This window comes from Kitasatospora sp. GAS1066B (assembly GCF_041262605.1).
GTDB lineage: Bacteria > Actinomycetota > Actinomycetes > Streptomycetales > Streptomycetaceae > Kitasatospora.
Genome location: NZ_JBGCCO010000018.1, coordinates 154,195 through 174,710 on the forward strand (window position 1 = coordinate 154,195; position 20,516 = coordinate 174,710).

Consider the following 20,516-nt stretch of genomic DNA (forward strand, 5'->3'; position numbering starts at 1 on the left):
GGGGGTTTCGGGCTTGCCGGCTGGCAGCCGCGGCGTCGGGTAGGCGCTATGGGCCCGTGTCGGCCCGCTCGTGGGCCGACATGCCGCCATCGCAGGAGGGTTTTGATGCAGACGTCCGCCGTCCGTTCGCTGTCCGTCACGTTTCCCGACAGCCCGCTGCCCGAGGTCCCGGTCGATGCGGAACTGTGCTTCGACTCGGCCCGCCCGTACGCGGCATGCCTGGCGTTCCCGGTGGCCCCGTGCGACTGCACCGGCGGTGACGCCCGGGTCTGCTGGTACTTCAGCCGCGATCTGCTGGACGAGGGCCGTCACGCCCCGGCCGGCAGCGGCGACGTCAACATCAGGCCCGGATCCGCCGGTGACGTCCTGATCACTCTGCGGACTCCCAGCGGCCGGGCGGTGCTCAGCGCCCCGGGCGACGCCGTCACCGCCTTCCTCGTGGAGGTCTTCACCCTGGTGCCCGCCGGGTCGGAATCCGACCACCTCGACATCGACACCGCCCTCGCCCGGTTGATCGCCGCCGGCTGATCGCACCCGGCTCCGGCCGGCCCGTCCGGCTAACTCCCGGACACGCCGGTAGCCGATCCGCCTACCGGGCACACGCATGACGCGGGCCCGGCGCCGGCCGCCGCTGTCGGACATGGCAGTGAGCGGCGGCGGACGGGCGACCCGGACAACCTGTTCCGCCCGGTGGATTCGTGGCAGGACTTCCGGACGGGTGAGGGCGGGTTTGCGTGATGCCCCGGCCGGGTTCGTTTCACGGATGCTGGGCAGACGCGCCCCGCGGGCCAACGAAAAGGAGTGAATGACCATGCCTCGCGGATCAACTCCCAAGCGGGAACGCCAGTACGAACACATCAAGGACAGCGCCCTGGACCGCGGTGAGAGCGAGAAGCGCGCCAAGGAGATCGCCGCTCGGACGGTGAACAAGGAACGCGCCCGGCACGGGGAGTCGAAGACCGCCAGCCGCAGCTCGGTGAAGGACATCTCCTCCTCGCGGCGTGGCGGGCTGCACTCTCACAGCGGCTCCCAGGGCCCCACGAAGGAGCAGCTGTACAACGAGGCCAGGCAACGCAACATCCACGGCCGCTCCAAGATGAACAAGAAGCAGCTCGAGAACGCGCTGGGCCGATAGGAGTCACCCACCATGGGCACCGTTCCCGTACCGCATGACCCCGACGTCACCCCGTTCCCGCCGCTTGAGCCACCGTCACCTCCGGGGCCGCTGGAGCCGGTCGACCCGCCTGGCCCGCCGCAGCCGGCTGAGCCGCCGAAGCCACCGGACCCCCCGGCGCCGCCCGGCGCACCCGTCCCACCGTCCGACCCACAGCTCCCGCCCGGTCCTGGTGGGCCGGGCCCCGAGTCCACGCCACCGGAGCCACCGGACTGAACGCAGGCCAATGGCGGGGTTCTGGGCCTTGCGGGTGAAGGCCTCCTCGCGCCGCCTGCCGACAGGGGCGGCGAAGCGGGTGGTCGAGCAATGCGGCTTGGGCAACGGGAGGTGTGGTGGGCGCTGGGGTCGAGACCGCCCACCGTGGTGAGGCCGAGCGGCGACATCGATTTCGACACCGCCCCCGCACGGACGCGCGCCCTGGCCAACGCACTGCGCTCGCACCACCCGGTCGTGCTCGACCTGTCTGGAGGTGACATTCATGGACTGCGCGGGCCTGAACATCATCGTCGCGGCCCGCAACCAGGCTGACCTCCAAGGCCGATGGCTGGTCCTGCGCGGTGGCGGCCACCACGCGGTCCGGCTGCTGAAGCTCACCGGCCTGCACCGGCACCTGACCGCCGCGACCTGAGCGAAGTGCCGAGGGCGTTCGTGCCCAGCCCGGAAACGGAGGGAGAACCGCGGTGACTCTTCGATGGCAGGCGTTCCTGGACGCGGTCCAGGAACGCGGCGAATACGACACACCCCAGGAGGCAGAACGGGCCACCCGTGTGGTCCTGGCCTTGCTCGGCGCCCACCTGGTCGGCGAGGTGCGCGCCCACCTCGCGGCCCGCCTGCCCGAGACCCTAGCCCTGATCCTGCTCAACCCCCTGCAGGCCGCCGAACCACTCAGCCCCGAGCGGTTCGTGCGCGCCACCGCCGCCTGGATCGAAGGCGCCACCGAGACCACCGCCCTGTGGGACATCGGCGCCGTCCTGTCCACCGCGGCCGACGCCGCAGGCGACGACCTCACCGAACGCATCCTGCTCCAACTGCCCCCGGCTACGACCTCCTCTTCGGCCGCCCTCAACCCGGCCACCGACCCTGACCCGCCACAGCGCCGCCACCGCCACGCGGCACCCAGGAAAGGCCACCGTCATGACGCGGCACCGCCACCGCCTGCACCAGGTCCGCCACCTGGGGGCGCAGGTGGCGGTGCCAGGCGGAAGCGGTGCGTTCGGCGGCGTCCTGGAGCTGGTCGCGGGTCATCTCGAACGGTGCGATGTCCAGGTCAGTGACCTGCCGGCAGAGCTCCGCCTTGGTGGGGCAGAGCAACCCCCACCACGGCCCTGCCACGGCCGTCACGAAACTGGCCGGCCCGCTTCGCGGAGCACCCCAGCCCGTCCCTCGGGTGCTCGCTGCTGAAGGCGGACCTCAGGCTCCGCCACTTCGAGCATCGTCGGTCCACCATGCCAGGGCAGATCGCATGCTCTTGCTCGTCTCGGGTTCGCCTGGTGGTCAGGTAGTGCTCACGTCGGTTGGACACGCCGGCTGCGTTGCGGCTCGATGGCCGGGGCCGGGCGCGTCAGCGAGCGGCCGACAGGGCCTGCGGACTGTCGCCCTCTGAGGCGTTCGGCCATGCTCCTGCGATGTGCTGCAAGCGGTCCCACAGTTCCCCGGCGTACGCATGCATGGACGGGTCGGAAATGGTGCCTGCTTCCACGGCCGCGAGATAGGCCTCAACTCCGGCGAGGGCATGCCTGACCGTCCGGCGCACCGGCTCCGACAGCGCGTCAGCCTCGGGCCCGCCGGCCGACTCGCCGAGCCGTTGCTTCAGGAATCCGGACAGCTCGTCCATGCCTTCGCGGCTCACACGTCCCACGGGTTCCAGCCTCCTTCGCGTGACCCCCGCCTCCCCAACGCGCTTGATGGGGCTGCGTTCTCACTGTTCGCCCATTCAGCAGACCTGTCAACCAATGCACGAATTCAATGTCCTGCTTTCAAGTGGTGCAACACGGGCGCCATATCCTGGTGGCGTGGACGACAGCCCGGCACAACGTCAGTGGACCTTCCTGACCAACCACGCCCGCGTGCTGGTCCAGATCGCCCGAGACCCCGGCATCCGGGTCCGCGACATCGCCGCCCAGTGCCTCCTGACCGAACGCGCGGTCCAGCGCATCATCGTCGACCTCGAAAACGCCGGCTACCTCAGCCACGAGCGGCACGGGCGGACCAATCGCTACCACGTCATCGACGCCGGGCAACTGCGCCACCCAGCCGACAGCGGCCCGACGCTTGCCGAACTCCTGGCCGTACTGCTGCGCTGACCGCACGTCTGATCCGCGCGCACCGGACCCCACCGATGCGTGATCTGCTAGGCGAAGCGAAGACGCGGGCTGCCGCGGTCGTCCGGAAAGGCGAGGCACGGATGTCATCAGCAGCCGCACGACCACACAACTTGCCTACCGGGACGGCCTGATGGACCTCCCGGTCGAGTGCCACTCCCGCACGTCCGACCCGTACACCATCGAACTACGGTGGTTCATCGCCCTGCACGATCGGAGCGGCTGCACCGCCCTGCTCACCGAGCCCACCGACGACCTCGACCACTTCCCCGACCGCTGCTACACCGCGGTCCCGGCCGGCACCGAACACCGCCACGCGGACTGGGACCGGTGCATCGGCCGGCTGCTCGGCCGCGACCCCGGCTGGCCCGAGGACAGCACCCCCACTGCCTGCCCCCGGACCGGCCCCGTCATCCGGCCTCCGCGGGAATCCTGATGGTCCCCAGCAGGAAAGGGTGGCGCTGCGACGCCTCGGTGTGCCCGGAGTTGTCCTGGCTGCCGCACCACGGACCGGTCCCGGCGGCTGAGCGCGGCGGGGAGGTCAGGTGTCTGCTGGGGGTTGTGGGTCGCCGGCGCTCTGGCGGAGCTCTTCGTTGATGCGCAGGGCTTCTTCGAGTTGGTCTTCGAGGATGATGATGCGGCAGGCGGCGTCGATGGCGGTGCCCTGGTCGACGAGGTCGCGGGCGCGCATCGCGATGCGCAGTTGGTAGCGGGAGTAGCGGCGGTGGCCGCCCTCGGAGCGAAGTGGGGTGATGAGGCCCTGTTCGCCCAGGGAGCGTAGGAAGCCGGGGGTGGTTCCGGTCATCTCGGCGGCGCGGCCCATGGTGTAGGCAGGGTAGTCGTCGTCGTCGAGGTTGTCGGGGGTGTGCGGTCGAATGGTTGCCGTGGTCACTGCACCTCTTCTGTGTTGGTTCGGGGACGCGTCGAGGGGCCCCGGCGCCATAACGGCTCCGGGGCCCCGAAGGGTTTTACACCATCTACCGGCCTGGGCCGGGTTCCATGTTCCGCAACTCCCCGGGGGTGGGGATGTGCGTGGATCGCGTATGCGTGACCGGAAACCACCGTCCTCTTACTCAAAGGGGGTCTGCGGTGTCCGCCCGGGTGAATGCCTCACGGGCCGGGCGATCCTGATGGCGCTCTGTCCCTCCGTTCATCCTCTGTACTGACTGGCACTGCGAACTGCGGTACTGCCAACTACCTGGCTACTGCTACGGCCCTCCCGGGCCGCCTGGTCCGGCAGCCAGCCCCGTCGCCCGTCCTGCTCACCTGCTTGGCTTGGAACCCCACTGCCGAACTCCCAGCACGCGCGCCCGCAGTCATGGCGCCTTTGCTGAGATACCGCGTACTACGACTGCTGGTACCGCTCAACTCAACTTCACCTGCTCAAACTGCACTTTCACTACCGCGGTACCACTCGGTGGCGGCCCCTGATACCTGCGGGCCGCCGGCCCGGCCGCCGATTCCGTCGCCGTCCTGCAACTGCTCTGGCTTCGGGATCCCGCGACCGTGCTCACCTGCAAACTTCTGTACTGCTGCCCGCCAGTTCGTGTCTGGCGGGTACCGCTTGACCGCGATTACGAGAGAAACACTAACCACGGCACCATCCGATGTCTACTCCGGGCAGCATAGATTTTTGCGTGTCCGAGAGAGAGGAAGTCGCTCTCCGTGCCGCCGGCGGTGCTGCCGCCGAGGTGGTGCGGGAGGAGGAGCGCCCTCCCGCTTTCTGTCCGCCCCGGCCTCTCGCCGCGGTCTGTGCGGCTCGGGTGCGCGGGATCCCGTTGGCGTTCCAGACGGGAGGCCGTCCGCGACGAGGGAGGGGGAGGCGCGTCGCCCGTTCCGATAGCGGCGTCTGAGGTGATACTGCCGAAGTCCCCGGGCGGTCTCACTCGCGGCGGTTTCATCGCGGCTCCAGCGCGGCGCGCTGGTTCGAACGCAACCGTGCGGCGTGCGGACCGGCGGGCCGGGCCGGTACGCGGAGGAGTCCGACGTCGCCCAGCGCCAGCTGCGCGGAAATCTGCCCCAGGCCTTCGTTCACGCGCTGATGCTCGAGACTGCGGCCCGACTCGCGTCCGGCACGGCGACGCTCTGACGGCTCCACTGCGGCGGCTTCGATGGGCACCCCGATACCGGGTACCTGCGACGGCTGCCGGGCACACGCCTCTCAGAGAATCCCGCGGGGCCTACGGCAGGAGGGCCTGACATGAATCCCATCGAACAGCTGATCCGGGCCGTGGACCGCGCCCAGCAGCGCAGCACCGCCCTGGCGGTGGGGGTCGGCGTGGTCAAGAAGTACGGCGACGACCGCGGCGGCCTGCTCGCCGCACTGATCACCTACTACGCATTCGTCGCGCTGATCCCACTGCTTCTCCTGCTGTCCACCGTGCTCGGTTTCGTCCTGCACGGTCACCCCGGCGCGCAGGGGGCCGTGGTCGACTCCGCGCTGGCCGACTTCCCGATCATCGGGGACCAGCTGCGGCAGAACGTCCACAGCGTCCAGGGCAGCGGCCTGGCACTGGCCGTCGGCATCGCCGGGCTCTTGTACGGCGCGCTCGGGATCGCGCAGGTCCTGCAGCACACCATGGCCGAGGCGTGGAACGTGCCCGGGGTCAAGCGCCCTGGCTACTGGCCGCGCCTGGCCCGCAGCCTGGCCCTGTTCGCCGTCCTGGGGACCGGACTGATCGTGGCCACCGCCGCGGCGAGCCTGATCGCGACCACTTTGGCGGGCACGGTCGCGCGCATCGGCGCCCTGGTGCTGTCCGGGCTCGTCAACACGGCCCTGTGCCTGGCGTGCTTCCGCATCCTCACCCCCAAGCAGATCACCCTGCGCGCCCTCGTGCCCGGCTGCGCGTTCGCAGGGCCTCTGTTCACCCTTCTGCAAGCCTTCGGCGCGGTCCTGGTGACCCACCAACTGCGCCACGCCACCGAGGTCTACGGATTCTTCGCCACCGTGATCGGCCTGCTGTCCTGGCTCTACCTCGTGGCGCAGGTGACCGTCTACGCGGCGGAGACGAACGTGGTACTCGCCCGACGGCTGTGGCCGCGCGCCCTGGTGCAGCCCCCGCTGACCGAAAGCGACCAGGAGGTCCTGGAGTCCATCACCCGCCAGGAGGAGCGCCGCCCCGAACAGCACATCGACGTCGTCTTCGACGACCCCGCCCACGACCCGGGAGACGAAGACGGCGACCCCCCCGGGGGACCGGTAGCGTTGCTGGCGCTCGCAGCACGCCGCAGCGGTCCCGGGAACGGCACCGGGCGGCCTGCGGGACGGGGCTCAGCACATGCCCGGGGCCTCGTCGGCACCGCGCGCGACGGTCGGCAGGCACCCCTGTGCCGTCGGACCGCGAAATCCGCTACCAGCGGTACCAGCGACCCCGGCTCCCGCCGGCCGTGGTCCCGCGGGCGATGAACCCGAGCAGCCAGATGACGAAGACGGCCAAGGCGATCCGCCACAGCACCGTGACGGCGAAGCCGGCACCGAACGTCTCGTACCGCTGGGACTGGCAGCTTCGCGGCCGGTGCCCCCTTGTCGTCGCGCAACTGCTGCCGGGACCGATGGGTGCGCAGACGGGCCACGGGGAGCACGGCGCCGCCGCGGGTGAAGGCCGCGAGCCGGTCGGCGAACTCCGCGGGCATCTCGTGCGAGCCCCCTGCGTCGAGCGGGAGGTGCACCTCCCGCTGCGAGTCTGCGCGGAGCGGCAGCTTGACGTGCCATCCGGCGTCGCTGCCGCCGCATCTGCGGCGCACGGTGACCCCCGGCGCAGAAGCCGTAGATCCGGGGTGTCGTAGTAGACGGCGTCGAGGTCCTGCGGCTCGGCACCGCGGGTTGCCGCCACGCCGGACAGCTTCTCCAGGCTCGCCGGCAGTGCGAGCCCTTCGTACCTGCGTTCCGTCTCCGTCAATTCCCTGGCCATACTTCAGCGCCTTCCCGCGCCGGCCTCGGACACACCCGGAGGCCGTGGCGGCCCGGGCACTGCCTCCGCCACGGCGTGCGTGCGGCCCGGTCGGCCAACCCTTCGAAGGACATGCGATGACAGCCACGTTCCTGTCGGAACCCCTGAGCATCTACCTGAACGACCACCTCACCGGTGCATTCGGCGGCGCCGCGCTCGCCCGCCGGCTGGCCGACACGCACCCGGACAGCCGCCGTGCGGCCGAGCTGCGCCAGTTGGCCCGTGACGTGGAGCAGGACCGCGACGACCTCGTACGGATCATGAACAGCCTGGCCGTGCCCGTACGCCACTACCGCACCTGGCTCGGCCTCGCGGGCGAACGGATCGCACGCCTCAAGCCCAACGGAACGCTGACTCGCCGCTCCCCGCTGAGCGATCTGATCGAACTGGAGGGCATGCGCGCCGGCGTTGAGGGCAAGACCGCGCTGTGGCGGGCACTGCGCTCCATCGCCGACAACGAGCCGCGCCTGGACCCGGGCGATCTTGACCGACTGATCCAGCGAGCTACCGAGCAGACGCGCGCACTGAACCGCTGGCACCGGACCGTCAGCGCCGAGGTTCTCAACGGCCGGTAGCCCACACGCGGCATGCCGAGAGCGGCCGGAGTCCGCCGCAACAGCCGTCGGCTCTCCCCCCGGCCTGATCGAACGTTACCAGCGGCGCACGCGCTGGATCGCCGACCAACTCGGTGAGGTCGTCCAGGAGTTAGCGGGCCGCCCGGCCGGCCGGGCGCGGCGTCGGCCTGCCTGAGTGCGCCCGCCGCCTCGACGTCGCCCTGAGCACCGTCAAGCGGTACGCCCGCATGAAGGAGCCCACCGCAGAGCGCCGCGCACCCCGCTACAAGCCCACGCTCGTCGACCCCTACCGGGACCACCTGTGCCAGCGCCGGGCCGAAGACCCCGCGATGCCCGTCACCCACCTCCTGCGTGAGATCAAGGAGTTGGGCTACACCGGCAGCGCGAACCTCCTGGTCCGCTGCATCACCCAGGGCCGCGCCGAGGGCGCCAACACCCGCGGATCCTGAGGCAGATGCGCGGCCGGGCCGGGTTCCCCCTGCTCCGCCACCGCATCCGCCTCCAGTGATCACTACGCAGTGCTACCGCCGGTTACGGGGCAGAGCCGGAATCCTGATAGTCCCGTCCGCGGGAGCATGGTGATCCCGGACGCGGCCGATCCCGAACCGGGCGGCATCCGGGCGGCCGTCGAACAGTGATGGGAGGGGCCGTCAGACGCCGTTGCTCTCTCGCAGCTGGCACCCCATGTACTTTGACCGCAAAGTCAGTCGCTCGGCCCACGCTGACCTGCGTCGACTGGGTTGGATGGCAAGCGATCATGGTGGGTTATCGTGAGTTTCGTCGGCGTAGTTGAAGCGGACGCCGCGTCCGGCACCGCAGGACGACGGTGCCGGACGCGGCGGACGGATGGCGGGATGTCAGACGTGTCCGGAAGCTGCGGGGCTGCTCGCCAGTGCCTGCGTGCTGTCCAGCTTCTGCCAGCTGCCGGACGGTCCGGCACCGATGCGGTACCACTGCCACAGGCTGTCGTCGGCGCCGCGGGCGTAGACGTTGGCACGGCCCGTGACCTCGGCCGCACTCGGCGCGCCGGTGATGACCTGGCCGCCGAGGTCGTACCAGCTGCTGCTCCAGCCGCCACCGGCCGTCCAGTTGAGTTCGCCGACCGTGCCGCTGGTCTGTGCGGCGAACACGTCGATCTGGCCGGGGGCGGCGCTGGCCGCGGCGGGGGACGACGTCAGCGTGCCGCCGAGGTTCGTCCAGTCGGTCCACGCACCGCTGACGTAGCTCCGCTGCCACAGGGCGTTGTCAGTGCCGCGGACGAAGACGTCGACGCGGTTCAGTGACGCCACGGCGGCTGGGGTTCCGGTGAACGTGCCGGGGCCGGTGGCGGTGTTCGGGCCGCCCAGGTTGGTCCAGTTGGCCGTCCACGCGACGTTCGGGCTGCCGGCCGAACCGGAGGCGGGGATCTGCTGGTAGGTCTTCTGGTACAGGGCGCCGTCGGTGCCGCGGACGAACACGTCGATGCGGTCCTGCCCCAGGCTTGCCGCGGCCGGGCTGGCCGACAGAGTGCCACCGAGGCTGACCCAGGCGCCCCAGGCTCCGTCGGTGTAGCTGTCCTCCCACAGGGCGTTGTCGCCGCCCCGGACGAAGACGTCGGTGCCGGACGGCGAGGACACCACCGCCGGGTCGCCCTGGATCGAGCCGGGGCCGGTGGAGCCGGCGACGCCCAGCACCAGGGATTGCCACGCCGACCACGAACTGCCGTTCCAGTTCTTCTGGTTCAGGCCAGAGCCGCCGGCGGCGAACACCGTCTCCGGCTGCTGCTCAGTGCCGCCGGTCAGCTTCAGCATCACCGACTGGTGGGCTGCCAGGGTGAAGGACAGGGAGCCGGTCTGGCTCAAGGTGCCCAGTCCGGCGCCGGAGTACAGGTTCTGCACCGACGGGCTGCCCAGCAGATCCAGGCCCTGCGTCGTGAACGAGTACGTCGTGGGCGAGGTGCCGGTGTTCAGCAGCAGTACGGCTCGACTCCCGGACGCCGCGAGCTGCTTGGACCACACCTGGACGGCGCCGTTGGTGAGGATCTTCTGGCCCTGGTGGTCGGCGCTGTCCTGGTCGACGCCGATGACGGCTGGGTTGCCGATGATGCCGGCGATGGCCGGGGTGAGGTTCGCGACGTCGGTCGACAGCACGAGCGGCGCGCCTTGAATGGCCCACATGCCGAAGTAGGACTGCTGCTCGTCGGGGGTGAGCCCGTAGAGCGCGCCGCCGTTGGACTGCTGCTGACCGGTGGTCGGGTTGTCGCCGAAGCCGGGGCCGATCAGCAGGTAGTCCGGGTCGTTGTACTGTCCTGCGGCTTCGTTGCTGGGGTGGTCGTTCAACGAGAAGTTGTTCTGCACGTTGCCGAAGTTGATCCAGGAGGAGCCGCCGTTGGACGGGGTCCCGTAGCCGTTCGCGAAGCTGATGTCGCGTCCGGTGCGCCAGGTGCGCCCGGCCGCGCCACCCCAGACCGACGGGTTGTCCGGGCCGCCCTGCCCCCATTCGCAGATCTCCAGGGCCATCGGGTGCGACGACCCACCCGTGGTCCTGGCGCCGGCCATCAGGCTGCCCCAGGCCTCGTAGTCGGCCATGGTCGAGCCGTAGGCCGACGGCACGCCACCGCAGTGGTCGACCTTGGCCCAGTCGAAGCCCCAGGTGGCGAAGGTCGTGACGTCGGCGGCCTCGTGGCCGCCGCTGCCGTTCTGGCCGCCGCAGCCGGTGGTCCCGGTGTCGGTGTAGATGCCGGCGTTCAGCCCGAGCGAGTGGATGTAGCCGGTGAGGTCGCTCATGGAGTTCAGGGTCACGGACGGCACGGTGGTGCCGTTGGACAGGGTGAGCGACTTGGTCCGGTAGCCCGACAGGAACGTCGAGTTGGGGACGATGTTCCCGTTGGCGTCGCGGCCGGCGGACCCGTTGGTCCACCAGCCGCCGTCCATGCCGACGTTCTTGTAGCCGAGGTCGGCCATGCTCTCGTGGCCGCCCGAGCCGTTGAGCGGAAGATCGGCGTTCGGCGTGGCGAGGCTGGCGGCCTCGTCGGCGATGTTCTGCGAGTCGTAGTTGTTGTTGAAGAAGTACCACGAGTTCCAGCCCATCGGCGCCGTCGCGGTGCCGAAGACGCCGGGCGGGACCATCGCCGCGGCGGGCGGGGCGGAGACGGTGCTCAGCGCCGTCAGTGAGACCGCGACTACGGCCAGGCTCAAGGCAGCCCTTGCCGTGCGTGCGGTGCGCGGGTGAGGGGACATGCGGTCACGCTCCCTGGGGGGTGGGAGAGGGGGGGGGGGGTGCAGCCCGGATCGGGCCGGCGATCGGCGGGATTGGCAGGAGTTGCTTACGCGGGTAGCCCGACGGCGCGTTCACCGGTGCGGCGCTGCTGGATGACGACGGCGGCGACCAGCAGGGCGCCCTGGGCGACGTTCTGCCAGAAGGCGTTGATGCCCTGGACGGTGAGGCCGTTCTGGAGGGCGCCGAGCAGGGCGACGGCGAGCAGGGTGCCGCCGATGCCGCCCCTGCCGCCCTTGAGGGCGCAGCCGCCGAGGGCGGCGGCGGTGATGGACTGGAGTTCGAGGCCTTCGCTGCCGGAGACGGGCTGGCCGGAGCCGGTGCGGGCGGTGAGCAGCACGCCCGCGGCGGCGGCGACCATGCCGCTGAGTGCGTAGACGGCGATGAGGTACTTGTTGAGGTTGATGCCGGCCAGCCGGGCGGCGGTGTCGTTGCCGCCGATGGCGAAGATGTTGCGGCCGATATCGGTGTACTTCAGTAGGACGTGGACGGCTGCTGCGGCGAGGAGCAGCAGCCAGACCATGACGGGCAGGCCGGCGATCTTGCCGCGGCTCAGGAAGACGAACAGGCTGTCGTTGAGGACGTAGCCCTGCGCGGAGCCGTTGGAGATCAGCTGCGCGATGCCCTTGTAGGCCGCCAGGCCCGCCAGGGTGGCGATGGTCGCGTTGACCCGGCCGTAGATGATGACGGCGCCGTTGAGCACGCCGATCACGGCACCGATGGCGATGGCGGCGCCGATCCCGAGCAGGGAGTTCGAGCCGGTCGCGGTGAAGACCATCGCGCTGGTGACGGACGCGAGGCCGGCCTGGGAGCCGACGGAGATGTCGAGCGCGCCGCAGATGATCACGACGGTCTGGACGACCGCGAGGAGGCCGGAGATGGTGACGGCTTCGGCGATGACCTGGATGTTGTCCCAGCCGAGGTAGTTGGGGTTGAGCGACCCGAACACGGTGAGCACGAGGGCCAGGGCGCCGATCAGACCCAGGTTCTGGCCGCCCGCCCTGGCCAGCCAGGTTCGGGCCGTGGCGGCCGGCGTCGGCCGGTCACCGAGGTCACCGAGGTCGCCGGGCTCTCGGTCGACGGAAAGGGCGGTCGTCATCGGGTGCCTCCGGGGGCCGGGTCGGTTCCGGTGCGAGGTGCCGTGGTGGTCTCGTGCGGAAGGTCGGGGGTGAGGTCGTCGGCCATGGCGAGGGCGAGGATCGCCTCTTCGGTGGCCTGGGTGTGGTCGAGGTGACCGGTGACGCGGCCGTTCTGCATGACGAGGACGCGATCGGCGAGGCCGAGGACCTCGGGGAGCTCGGAGGAGATCACCAGGATGGCGGTGCCCGCTCGGGCCAGGTCGGCGATGATCTGGTAGATCTCGGCCTTGGCGCCGATGTCGACGCCGCGGGTGGGCTCGTCGAGGATCAGCAGGGCGGGCTTGCGGGCGAGCCAGCGGGCGAGGACGACCTTCTGCTGGTTCCCGCCGGACAGGGTCCGGACCTCGGCCTCGATGGAGGGGGCGCGCACGCGCAGGCGGTTCGCGTAGTCCTGGGCGAGTGCCTTCTCCCGGCCGCGGTTGACGAACCGCCAGCGGCGCAGCCGGCCGAGGCTCACCAGCGAGGTGTTGTCCCGGATGGTGCGCTGGAGGAACAGGGCCTGGGCCTTGCGCTCCTCGGGGGCGAGGCCGATGCCGCAGCGGATCGCGTCGCGTGGTCCGCGCAGGCGCACAACGCTCCCGTCGACGCGGATGGTTCCCGAGCGCACGGGTGTGTCGCCGGCCAGCGCGAGGGCGAGTTCGGAGCGTCCGGCGCCGATGAGTCCGGCCAGGGCGACGACCTCGCCGGCTCTCACCTCCAGACTCACGTCGTGGACATCGTCGGTGGTGAGGTTGTCGACCTGGAGGACGACGCGGTCGGTGGCGACGTGCTGGCGTGCGAAGAGAGTGGACAGGTCGCGGCCGACCATCAGGCGCACGAGTTCGCCCTCGTCGGTGGACCTGGCATCGACGGTGCCGGCGACGGTGCCGTCGCGCAGGACGGCGATCCGGTCGGCGAGCCGGAAGATCTCCTTCATGCGGTGGGACACGTAGATGACGGCGATGCCCGCGTCGCGCAGCCGGCCGATGAGGGCGAACAGGGCGTCGACCTCGTGGTCGGACAGCGAGGAGGTGGGCTCGTCGAAGGCGATGGCCCGCGGCGCGGTGTCGCCGGTCAGCGCGCGCAGGATCTCCACCAGCTGCCGCTGTGCGGCGGTGAGTTGGGAGCCGAGCAACTCGGGGTCGAGGACCTTGTCGAAGCCGAGGCGTTCGAGGTCGGCAGTGATCCGGCGGCGCAGTTCGCTCCGGTCGAGTCGTCGGCCCGCACGCCGGGGCAGGGAGCCGGCGTAGACGTTCTCGGCGACCGAGACGTGCGGGATGATCTCCGGCTCCTGCGGGATGATGCGGATTCCGGCCCGTCGCGCGTCGGTCGGTGCGTTGAGGTCCAGGACCTGGCCGTCCAGCAGGACGCGGCCCTCGGTGGGCTGGTGGTCGCCCGTGAGAATGCGCAGGAGGGTGGACTTCCCGGCGCCGTTCTCGCCCATCAGGGCGGTGACCTGACCGGGCGGGAAGTGCAGGGTGACGTCTCGCAGAGCCTGGACGGGGCCGAACCGCTTGGTGATCGCTTCGGCCGCCAGCCCGGCCCCGGACGCCGCTGCGGTGGGAATGGTCATCCGCTCAGCTGCACTTCACGCCGGCGGACTGCCAGGTGGTGGCGTCGACCATGGTGGTGGGGGCGAAGGCCTCCTGCGGGAAGGGCTTGCCGTTCTTGAGCTTGTCGTACATCGTCTGGACGGCGAGCGCGCCGATGTCGCTTCCGTTGATGAACAGGGAGGCCTTCATGCCGGAGGGCGTGCCGGCACCCCAGTCCTTGCAGGCGAGATAGGCGCCGAGGCCGACACCGTCGATGTTGTCGGGGGTGACGCCCGCGTTCTGCAGGGCCGTCACGCCGCCCTGCACGTTCTCGTCGTTGCAGCCCCAGACGATCCAGTGCTTGACGCCCGGGTTGGCGGTCAGGGTCGCGGCGACCTTGTCCTGGGCGCCGGTCGGGGTGTTGTCGGTGGCCACGTCGATGTTCTGCACGCCGGCGCCGGCGCCGCCGGCGAAGGCGTCCTTGGCGGCCTTCACGCGGTCACCGCAGACCGTGACGTCCTGCTGCCAGGCCGAGATGATCCGGGTGTCGGTGGCGTTCCAACCGGCCTTCTTGAACTCCTCGGCGGCGCGCTTGCCGACCTCGGCGCCCATCTGCTGCCCGGAGAAGCCGATCCGCGGGACCATGTCGGCCAGGGCACAGCTGGCCGGGGTCGGGCCGTTGGCGCAGACCTGGTCGTCGGAGGTGAGCAGCGCGACCTTGGCGTCCTTGGCCATCTGCACGACCTGCGGACCCACCGCCGGGTCGGGGACGACGACGATCAGGCCGTTGCTCTTCTGCGCGATCGCGGACTGGATGTCGCTGACGGTCTGGTTGGCGTCGTTACCCAGGTTGACCACCTTCAGGTCGATGCCCAGAGCGGCGGCCTTCGCCTTCGCGCCGTTGGCCTCATCGATGAAGTACTGCTGGTCGCCCTGCTTCTGCAGGTAGGTGAGGGAGATCTTCCCGCTGACCGGAGCGACCGACGCCGCGCCGGCGGCACCGGAGGTCTGACCGGTCGAACACGCCGTCAGACCGAGGACGACGGCTGCGCCCAGGACAGCGGCAGCGCCACGGGTGCGTGCAGTGAACATGTCGAACTCCAAGAAGGGGGATTCTTCGGGAGTGAAGAAGAGGTGGGTGGTCCGGGAACTGCGACGGCCTCCGCCCCGCTCGGCGTCTCGCCTGTCGTCCTGGGCTCGAATCCTGGGACCAGGCAACCAGCACTGTCAAGATATTTGCATAATTAATCACAAGCGCTACGGTGGCGATGTGACTGAGCAGACCTGTCGAAGATTCCAGGGCCGTGTCGCCCTGATCACCGGTGCCGCCAGCGGTATCGGTGCCGCCACCGCGCGGCGGCTGGCCGCCGAGGGTGCGTCCGTCGTCGCCGTCGACATCGCCGACACGGCCGGTCAGGCGGTGGTCGAGGCGATCGCCGGCGAGGGCGGCCGGGCCGAGTACCGGCACGGCGACGTGACCTCCGCCGCGATGTGGGACGAGCTGGCCGCGCATGTGCGCAGCCGCTACGGGCGCCTGGACGTGCTGCACAGCAACGCCTACGCCGTCGTCGTCAAACCCGCCCACGAGCTGACCGAGGGCGAGTGGGACACCCAGCTGGCCGTCACACTCAAGGCCTCCTGGCTGGCGGTCCGCGCCTTCGCCGGGACCTTGCGGGACAGCGAGGGCGCGGTGGTGCTCACCTCCTCGGTGCACGCGCTGATCGGCCTGCCGGGCCACCCCGCGTACGCCGCGGCCAAGGGCGCCCTGTGCGCGATGGGCCGTCAACTCGCTGTCGAGTACGGCCCGCAGGTCCGCGTCAACACCGTCGTGCCCGGGCCGATCATGACGGCGGCCTGGGACCGGGTGGACGAGGCCGGGCGGGCCGACAGTGTTGCCGAGACCGTCGCCAAGCGCTTCGGCCGGCCCGAGGAGGTCGCGGCGGCCGTGGCATTCCTCGCCTCCTCGGACGCCTCCTACGTCACGGGTGTGAACCTGGTGGTGGACGGCGGCTGGTCCGTCGTCAAAGCTTCCTCGTGAACATGTGCAAGATCGATGCGCGGGCTGCCGGCCCGCGTCGGCCGACGGAGGGTCAGGCGCCATGAACCAGCCAGTACGAGGACTGCACGGGCAAGCCGTCGAGGTCATCGGCGCCCAGATCGTCCGAGGCACGTACGCTCCTGGCGCCTCGCTCTACCCCGACCAGCTCGAGCGGGAACTCGGCGTCAGCAAGACCGTCGTGCGCGAGGCGCTGCGGGTCCTGGCGTCCAAGGGGCTGATCGACTCCCGCCAGAAGCGCGGCACCTTCGTCCGCCCGCGCGCCGACTGGAACCTGCTGGACAGCGACCTGCTGCGCTGGCAGGGCCTGGGCATCCCCGACGAGACCTTCCTCGACAACCTCGGCGAGGTCCGCAGCATCGTCGAACCGGCCGGGGCCCGGCTGGCCGCCGAGCGCCGCGACGACGCCGACCTCGCCGCGCTCTCCGACGCGCTCGAACGGATGGCGGCCGCGGGCAGCGACGCCGATGCCGTGGTCGAGGCCGACCTGGCGTTCCACCGTGCGCTGTTGGCCGCCGCCCACAACGAACTCCTCACCCGGATGGAGGTCGTGATCGAGGCGGGCCTGCGGGTGCGCGACCACATCGTGCACGGCGCCGACCACTGGGCCGATGCCGTCCCCGCCCACCGGGCCGTCCTGGACGCCGTGCGCGCCCGGGAGCCGGAGGTCGCCGCCCGCGCCGTCCAGGACCTGCTCGCCCAGGCCGCCGCCGACCTCCGCGACCTCATTGACGACAGCAACCCGGGGGAGACCGGATGAAGATCACATCACTGGAGACCTTCCTCGTGGCACCGCGCTGGCTGTTCCTGCGCATCGCCACCGACGAGGGCATCACCGGCTGGGGTGAACCCGTCGTCGAAGGCCGCGCCGAAACCGTCCAGGCGGCCGTCCGGGAACTCGCCGACCACCTGGTCGGCGAGGACCCGCTGCGCATCGAGCACCACTGGCAGATCCTCACCAAGGGCGGCTTCTACCGCGGCGGCCCGGTCCTTTCCAGCGCGGTCGCCGGCATCGACCAGGCGCTGTGGGACATCGCCGGCAAGGCCCACGGCGTCCCGGTCCACCAACTGCTCGGCGGCCACGTCCGCGACCGCGTGCGGATGTACGCCTGGATCGGCGGCGACCGCCCCGCCGACGTCGCCGAACTCGCCCAGGCCCAGGTCGACGCCGGCTTCACCGCCGTCAAGATGAACGGCTCCGCGCAGCTGCGCCCGATCGACACCCCCGCCCAGACCCAGGCCGTCATCGACCGCGTCGCCGCCGTCCGCGAAGTCCTCGGCGACGAACGCGACGTGGCCATCGACTTCCACGGCCGGATGTCCACGGCCATGTCCCGCCGGCTTCTGCCGCTGCTGGAACCGCTGCACCCGATGTTCGTCGAAGAGCCCGTCCTACCCGAACACTCCCGCGACCTGCGCCACCTCGTGGACTCGACCTCCGTACCGTTGGCCGTGGGCGAGCGGCTCTACTCCCGCTTCGACTTCCGCGACGTGCTCGCCACCGGCATCGCCGTCGCCCAGCCCGACGTCTCGCACGCCGGCGGCATCTCCGAGGTCCGGCGCATCGCGGCGCTCGCCGAGGTCCACGACGTGGTGATGGCCCCGCACTGCCCGCTCGGCCCGATCGCTCTCGCGGCCAGCCTCCAACTGGCCTTCGCCATACCGAACTTCCTCATCCAGGAGCAGAGCCTGGGCATCCACTACAACCAGGGCAACGACCTGCTGGACTACCTGCTGGACCCCGAGCCGTTCCGTTTCACCGACGGCCACGCCGCCCGGCCCACCGGCCCCGGCCTGGGCATCGAGATCGACGAGGCCGCCGTGCGCCGCGCCGCCGAGAGCGGCCACCGCTGGCGCAACCCCGTCTGGCACCACCAGGACGGGTCGTTCGCGGAATGGTGACCCGAACGATGACCGACCTCCCGCTCGCCGTCCGCACCGACCCGGCCCACGGCGGCCGGTGGACCTCCCTGCGAGCCGGCGACCGCGAGTGGCTCTGGCACCGCCCGGACCCGGCCCGCGACACCGTCCGCCCTGGCGACGCCTTCGTCGACGCGGGCGGTCTGGAGGAGTGCATCCCGACCGTGCGCGGCACCCCCGACCACGGCGACGCCTGGTCCCGGCCCTGGCAGCGCGACGGTGACACCGACACCCTGCGCTGCCCCGACTTCGTGCTGCGCCGACGCATCGAGCACACGCCGGCCGCGCTGCGCGCCAGCTACGAGCTGCACGCCGACCCGGGCTACCGCCTGCTCTGGGCGGCCCACGCGCTCCTGGACGTCACTCCGGGCGCCAAGCTGTCCGCGCCCGACGCCACCTCGGCCCGGCTCTTCCCCGAGGCGGCCGCGCTACTGGAAGAGCCCTGGCCGCCCGGCGCCCACCACATCACCGGACCATGGCCCACGCCCCACGGCCTGCCGCTCGACCGCCTGGGCCCCGACGACGGCACCGCCGTCGGCGCGGTCCTCACCGACTGCGCGAGCGTGACGGTCACCGACGGCCCCGACACGCTCACCTTCGCCCTGCACGCCGACGCCGACATCCCCGTCTCCATCGCCCTGTGGCGCAACCTGCGCGGCTTCCCCGCCTCGGCCCCCTACCGCAGCATCGGGGTCGAGCCGATGCTCGGGTCCGTCTTCGACCTCGCCGAGGCCGGGCCCGGCGAGGCCGCGACGGTCCCGGCCGGCGGCACGCTGCGCTGGCAGCTCGACATCACCGCGACCAGCACCCGCACCACCTGAACCGACCTGACCGACAAGGCCTCTCCGTGAACCTGACCGAACTGCCGTACCGGACACTGGCCATCGTGCGCGGCACCGACCGCCACGCGGCGCTGCACACCGTCCTCACCCTCGCCGAGGAGGGCATCACCGCCACCGAGGTGTCCCTGACCACCCCCGACGCCCTCTGGGTGATCGAGCAGGCCCGCCGCGAACTGGGCCCCCAGGCCACCCTCGGCGCCGGCACCGTGCTGACCGGCGAGGACGCCGCCCGCGCCGCCGACGCCGGGGCGAGCTTCCTCGTCACTCCGGGCCTCGGCGAAGACCTGCGCCGACGCACCGCTTTCGAACTACCCATGCTGATAGGTGCGCTGACACCCAGTGAGGTGATCGCAGCGAACGAGTGCGGAGCCCTCGCCGTCAAGCTCTTCCCCGCCTCGCTCGGCGGACCCGGCTACCTGAAGGCTCTGCGCGACCCCTTCCCCGCCGTCCCGTTCGTGCCCGTCGGCGGCCTCGACGCCGCCTTGGCCCGCGCCTACCTCGCCGCCGGCGCCGTCGCCGTCGGCGTGGGCTCACCGCTGGTCGGCGACGCCGCCGGCGGTGGAGACCTGGACGCACTGCGCGAGCGCGTCGCCCGCTGGCGCACCGCCCTAACCGAGGAGATCGCGGCATGACCGGTCTGGCACCGCTCGATGTCGTGACCGTCGGGGAGACGATGGCCGCCCTGCGCGCCACCGGCCCGGTCAGGCTCGGAGCACCGATGCAGCTCTCCGTCGCCGGCGCCGAGGCCAACGTCGCGATCGGTCTGGCCAGGCTCGGCCACCGGGCCGGCTGGGTCGGACGCGTCGGCGACGACGAGTTCGGCGCCCTCGTCCTGCGCACCCTGCGCGCGGAACAGGTCGACGTCAGCCACACCCGCCTCGACGCCGACGGCCGGCCCACCGGCCTGCTGGCCCGTGAGGACCGGATCGCCGACCTGGTCAGCGTCGCCTACTACCGCGCGGGATCGGCCGGATCGGCCCTGCGGGCCGCAGACGTCCTGCCCGCCCTCAACCGCGGCGTCCGCATCCTCCACCTGACCGGGATCACCCCCGCCCTGAGCGCCGGCGCGGCCGAGGCCGTCCGCGTGGCAGCCGTCAGAGCCGGCGAACTCGGCATCACCGTCTGCCTCGACGTCAACTACCGCGCCCGCCTGTGGTCGCCGGCCGAGGCGAGGAAGGTCCTGCTGCCGCTGGCGCGGACCGCTGATGTGCTGGTCGCCTCCGCCGACGAACTGCACCTGGTCGCCGAGGACCCGGACCTGCCCGAGCCCGCCGCGGTCGCCGCGCTGATCGCCCAGGGACGCCGCGAGGTGGTGATCACCCGCGGCGGCGACGGGGCGAGCGCCACCATCGCCCACGGCACCGTCAGCACCCTCGCCCGCAAGGTGCCTGTGGTCGATGTCGTCGGCGCCGGCGACGCGTTCGTCGCGGGCTACCTCTCCGGCCTGCTCGACGGGCTCGACGTCGAAGGCCGCCTGCACCGGGCCACCACCACCGGCGCCTTCGCCGTCACCACCCGCGGCGACTGGGAAGGCCTGCCCACCCGCCGCGACCTCGCCCTCCTCGACCAGCCCGCCGGCACCACCCTTCGCTAGGGCCTATCGTCAAACTCCCGTCTGCCCCGCGACGCCTGGCACGGGCCGCCCTTCGGGCGACGACGGGAGTTTGACGACAGGCCCTAGCTTGATCTTTAACCTGTGCGGCGGGGGCGAGGGGTGTTGGACTTCTTCGTCTTCTTCGCTGCTGGCTTCGTCGTGCCTGTCTTGCGGGCTGT

The 20,516-nt window shown here is 71.2% G+C and carries 21 protein-coding genes and 3 pseudogenes; 15 read left to right on the forward strand and 9 right to left on the reverse strand.

Going from position 1 to position 20,516, the window contains the following annotated elements:
• Positions 1-105: 105 nt before the first annotated feature.
• The 4 genes and pseudogenes from ABH937_RS21390 (at position 106) to ABH937_RS21405 (ending at position 2,258) form a co-directional block, all read left to right on the forward strand.
• A complete protein-coding gene (locus tag ABH937_RS21390; protein WP_280690553.1) occupies positions 106-528 on the forward strand; it encodes an SsgA family sporulation/cell division regulator in 423 nt (140 codons plus the stop codon).
• 283 nt (positions 529-811) lie between these two features.
• Positions 812-1,135, forward strand: coding sequence for a plasmid stabilization protein (locus ABH937_RS21395; RefSeq protein WP_280690552.1), 324 nt, complete (start codon positions 812-814; stop codon positions 1,133-1,135).
• Between the two features lie 517 nt (positions 1,136-1,652).
• On the forward strand, positions 1,653-1,802 hold the full coding sequence (locus tag ABH937_RS21400; RefSeq protein ID WP_280690551.1) for a hypothetical protein: 150 nt from the start codon (positions 1,653-1,655) through the stop codon (positions 1,800-1,802).
• A gap of 52 nt (positions 1,803-1,854) precedes the next feature.
• A pseudogene (locus tag ABH937_RS21405) lies at positions 1,855-2,258 on the forward strand (DUF2267 domain-containing protein).
• Here ABH937_RS21405 and ABH937_RS21410 read toward each other — a convergent pair.
• A complete protein-coding gene (locus ABH937_RS21410; RefSeq protein WP_370219119.1) occupies positions 2,237-2,506 on the reverse strand; it encodes a hypothetical protein in 270 nt (89 codons plus the stop codon). The pseudogene ABH937_RS21405 and the gene ABH937_RS21410 sit on opposite strands and share 22 nt — an antisense overlap.
• Before the next feature lie 229 nt (positions 2,507-2,735).
• Positions 2,736-3,032, reverse strand: coding sequence for a hypothetical protein (locus tag ABH937_RS21415; RefSeq protein WP_280690548.1), 297 nt, complete (start codon positions 3,030-3,032; stop codon positions 2,736-2,738).
• Between the two features lie 154 nt (positions 3,033-3,186).
• On the opposite strand from ABH937_RS21415, the gene ABH937_RS21420 reads away from it, so the two are divergent.
• Entirely contained in the window at positions 3,187-3,477 is a 291-nt protein-coding gene (locus ABH937_RS21420) for a helix-turn-helix domain-containing protein (RefSeq protein ID WP_348533660.1), read from the forward strand.
• Between the two features lie 151 nt (positions 3,478-3,628).
• Positions 3,629-3,931, forward strand: coding sequence for a hypothetical protein (locus ABH937_RS21425; protein WP_370219120.1), 303 nt, complete (start codon positions 3,629-3,631; stop codon positions 3,929-3,931).
• Positions 3,932-4,036: 105 nt separating this feature from the next.
• On the opposite strand, the gene ABH937_RS21430 is transcribed toward ABH937_RS21425, so the two are convergent.
• A complete protein-coding gene (locus ABH937_RS21430) occupies positions 4,037-4,318 on the reverse strand; it encodes a MerR family transcriptional regulator (RefSeq protein WP_280690633.1) in 282 nt (93 codons plus the stop codon).
• 1,074 nt (positions 4,319-5,392) lie between these two features.
• Positions 5,393-5,530 carry a hypothetical protein gene (locus ABH937_RS21435; RefSeq protein WP_370219131.1) on the reverse strand — a complete coding sequence of 46 codons (138 nt, stop codon included), beginning with the start codon at positions 5,528-5,530 and terminating at the stop codon, positions 5,393-5,395.
• A gap of 165 nt (positions 5,531-5,695) precedes the next feature.
• Here ABH937_RS21435 and ABH937_RS21440 point away from each other — a divergent pair, with 165 nt between their 5' ends.
• Positions 5,696-6,901, forward strand: a complete 1,206-nt coding sequence (locus tag ABH937_RS21440) for a YihY/virulence factor BrkB family protein (protein WP_370219121.1) — start codon at positions 5,696-5,698, stop codon at positions 6,899-6,901.
• Here the strand turns inward: ABH937_RS21440 and ABH937_RS21445 are convergent.
• Positions 6,846-6,974 (reverse strand): annotated as a pseudogene (locus ABH937_RS21445) (hydrophobic protein); the annotation flags it as partial. The gene ABH937_RS21440 and the pseudogene ABH937_RS21445 overlap by 56 nt on opposite strands.
• A 548-nt stretch (positions 6,975-7,522) precedes the next feature.
• Between ABH937_RS21445 and ABH937_RS21450 the strand changes: the two are divergent.
• Positions 7,523-8,020: a hypothetical protein gene (locus ABH937_RS21450; RefSeq protein ID WP_370219122.1), complete on the forward strand. Its 498-nt coding sequence runs from the start codon at positions 7,523-7,525 to the stop codon at positions 8,018-8,020.
• A gap of 152 nt (positions 8,021-8,172) precedes the next feature.
• Positions 8,173-8,448: pseudogene (locus ABH937_RS21455) on the forward strand (ISL3 family transposase); the annotation flags it as partial.
• Positions 8,449-8,877: 429 nt separating this feature from the next.
• Here ABH937_RS21455 and ABH937_RS21460 read toward each other — a convergent pair.
• The 4 genes from ABH937_RS21460 to ABH937_RS21475 form a co-directional block, all read right to left on the reverse strand.
• Positions 8,878-11,196 (reverse strand): hypothetical protein, encoded by a 2,319-nt coding sequence (locus ABH937_RS21460; RefSeq protein ID WP_370219123.1) that lies wholly within the window; start codon positions 11,194-11,196, stop codon positions 8,878-8,880.
• Between the two features lie 128 nt (positions 11,197-11,324).
• Entirely contained in the window at positions 11,325-12,374 is a 1,050-nt protein-coding gene (locus tag ABH937_RS21465; RefSeq protein ID WP_370219124.1) for an ABC transporter permease, read from the reverse strand.
• Entirely contained in the window at positions 12,371-13,966 is a 1,596-nt protein-coding gene (locus ABH937_RS21470) for a sugar ABC transporter ATP-binding protein (protein ID WP_370219125.1), read from the reverse strand. Before ABH937_RS21470 ends, ABH937_RS21465 begins: the two co-directional genes overlap by 4 nt.
• Positions 13,967-13,970: 4 nt before the next feature.
• A complete protein-coding gene (locus ABH937_RS21475) occupies positions 13,971-15,017 on the reverse strand; it encodes a substrate-binding domain-containing protein (protein WP_370219126.1) in 1,047 nt (348 codons plus the stop codon).
• A 178-nt stretch (positions 15,018-15,195) separates the two neighbouring features.
• Between ABH937_RS21475 and ABH937_RS21480 the strand changes: the two genes are divergently transcribed.
• From ABH937_RS21480 to ABH937_RS21505, 6 genes are all read left to right on the forward strand, one after another.
• Complete coding sequence (locus ABH937_RS21480) at positions 15,196-15,963, forward strand: SDR family oxidoreductase (RefSeq protein ID WP_280690541.1); 768 nt, start codon at positions 15,196-15,198, stop codon at positions 15,961-15,963.
• Between the two features lie 61 nt (positions 15,964-16,024).
• Positions 16,025-16,741: a FadR/GntR family transcriptional regulator gene (locus ABH937_RS21485; protein ID WP_280690540.1), complete on the forward strand. Its 717-nt coding sequence runs from the start codon at positions 16,025-16,027 to the stop codon at positions 16,739-16,741.
• Positions 16,738-17,883, forward strand: a complete 1,146-nt coding sequence (gene dgoD / locus ABH937_RS21490) for a galactonate dehydratase (protein WP_280690539.1) — start codon at positions 16,738-16,740, stop codon at positions 17,881-17,883. The genes ABH937_RS21485 and dgoD overlap by 4 nt, the downstream gene beginning before the upstream one ends.
• A gap of 8 nt (positions 17,884-17,891) precedes the next feature.
• Entirely contained in the window at positions 17,892-18,722 is an 831-nt protein-coding gene (locus ABH937_RS21495) for a hypothetical protein (protein WP_280690538.1), read from the forward strand.
• Positions 18,723-18,748: 26 nt separating this feature from the next.
• Positions 18,749-19,375: a bifunctional 4-hydroxy-2-oxoglutarate aldolase/2-dehydro-3-deoxy-phosphogluconate aldolase gene (locus ABH937_RS21500; RefSeq protein ID WP_280690537.1), complete on the forward strand. Its 627-nt coding sequence runs from the start codon at positions 18,749-18,751 to the stop codon at positions 19,373-19,375.
• Positions 19,372-20,337, forward strand: a complete 966-nt coding sequence (locus ABH937_RS21505; RefSeq protein WP_280690536.1) for a sugar kinase — start codon at positions 19,372-19,374, stop codon at positions 20,335-20,337. The genes ABH937_RS21500 and ABH937_RS21505 overlap by 4 nt, the downstream gene beginning before the upstream one ends.
• The last annotated feature ends 179 nt before the right edge of the window (positions 20,338-20,516 follow it).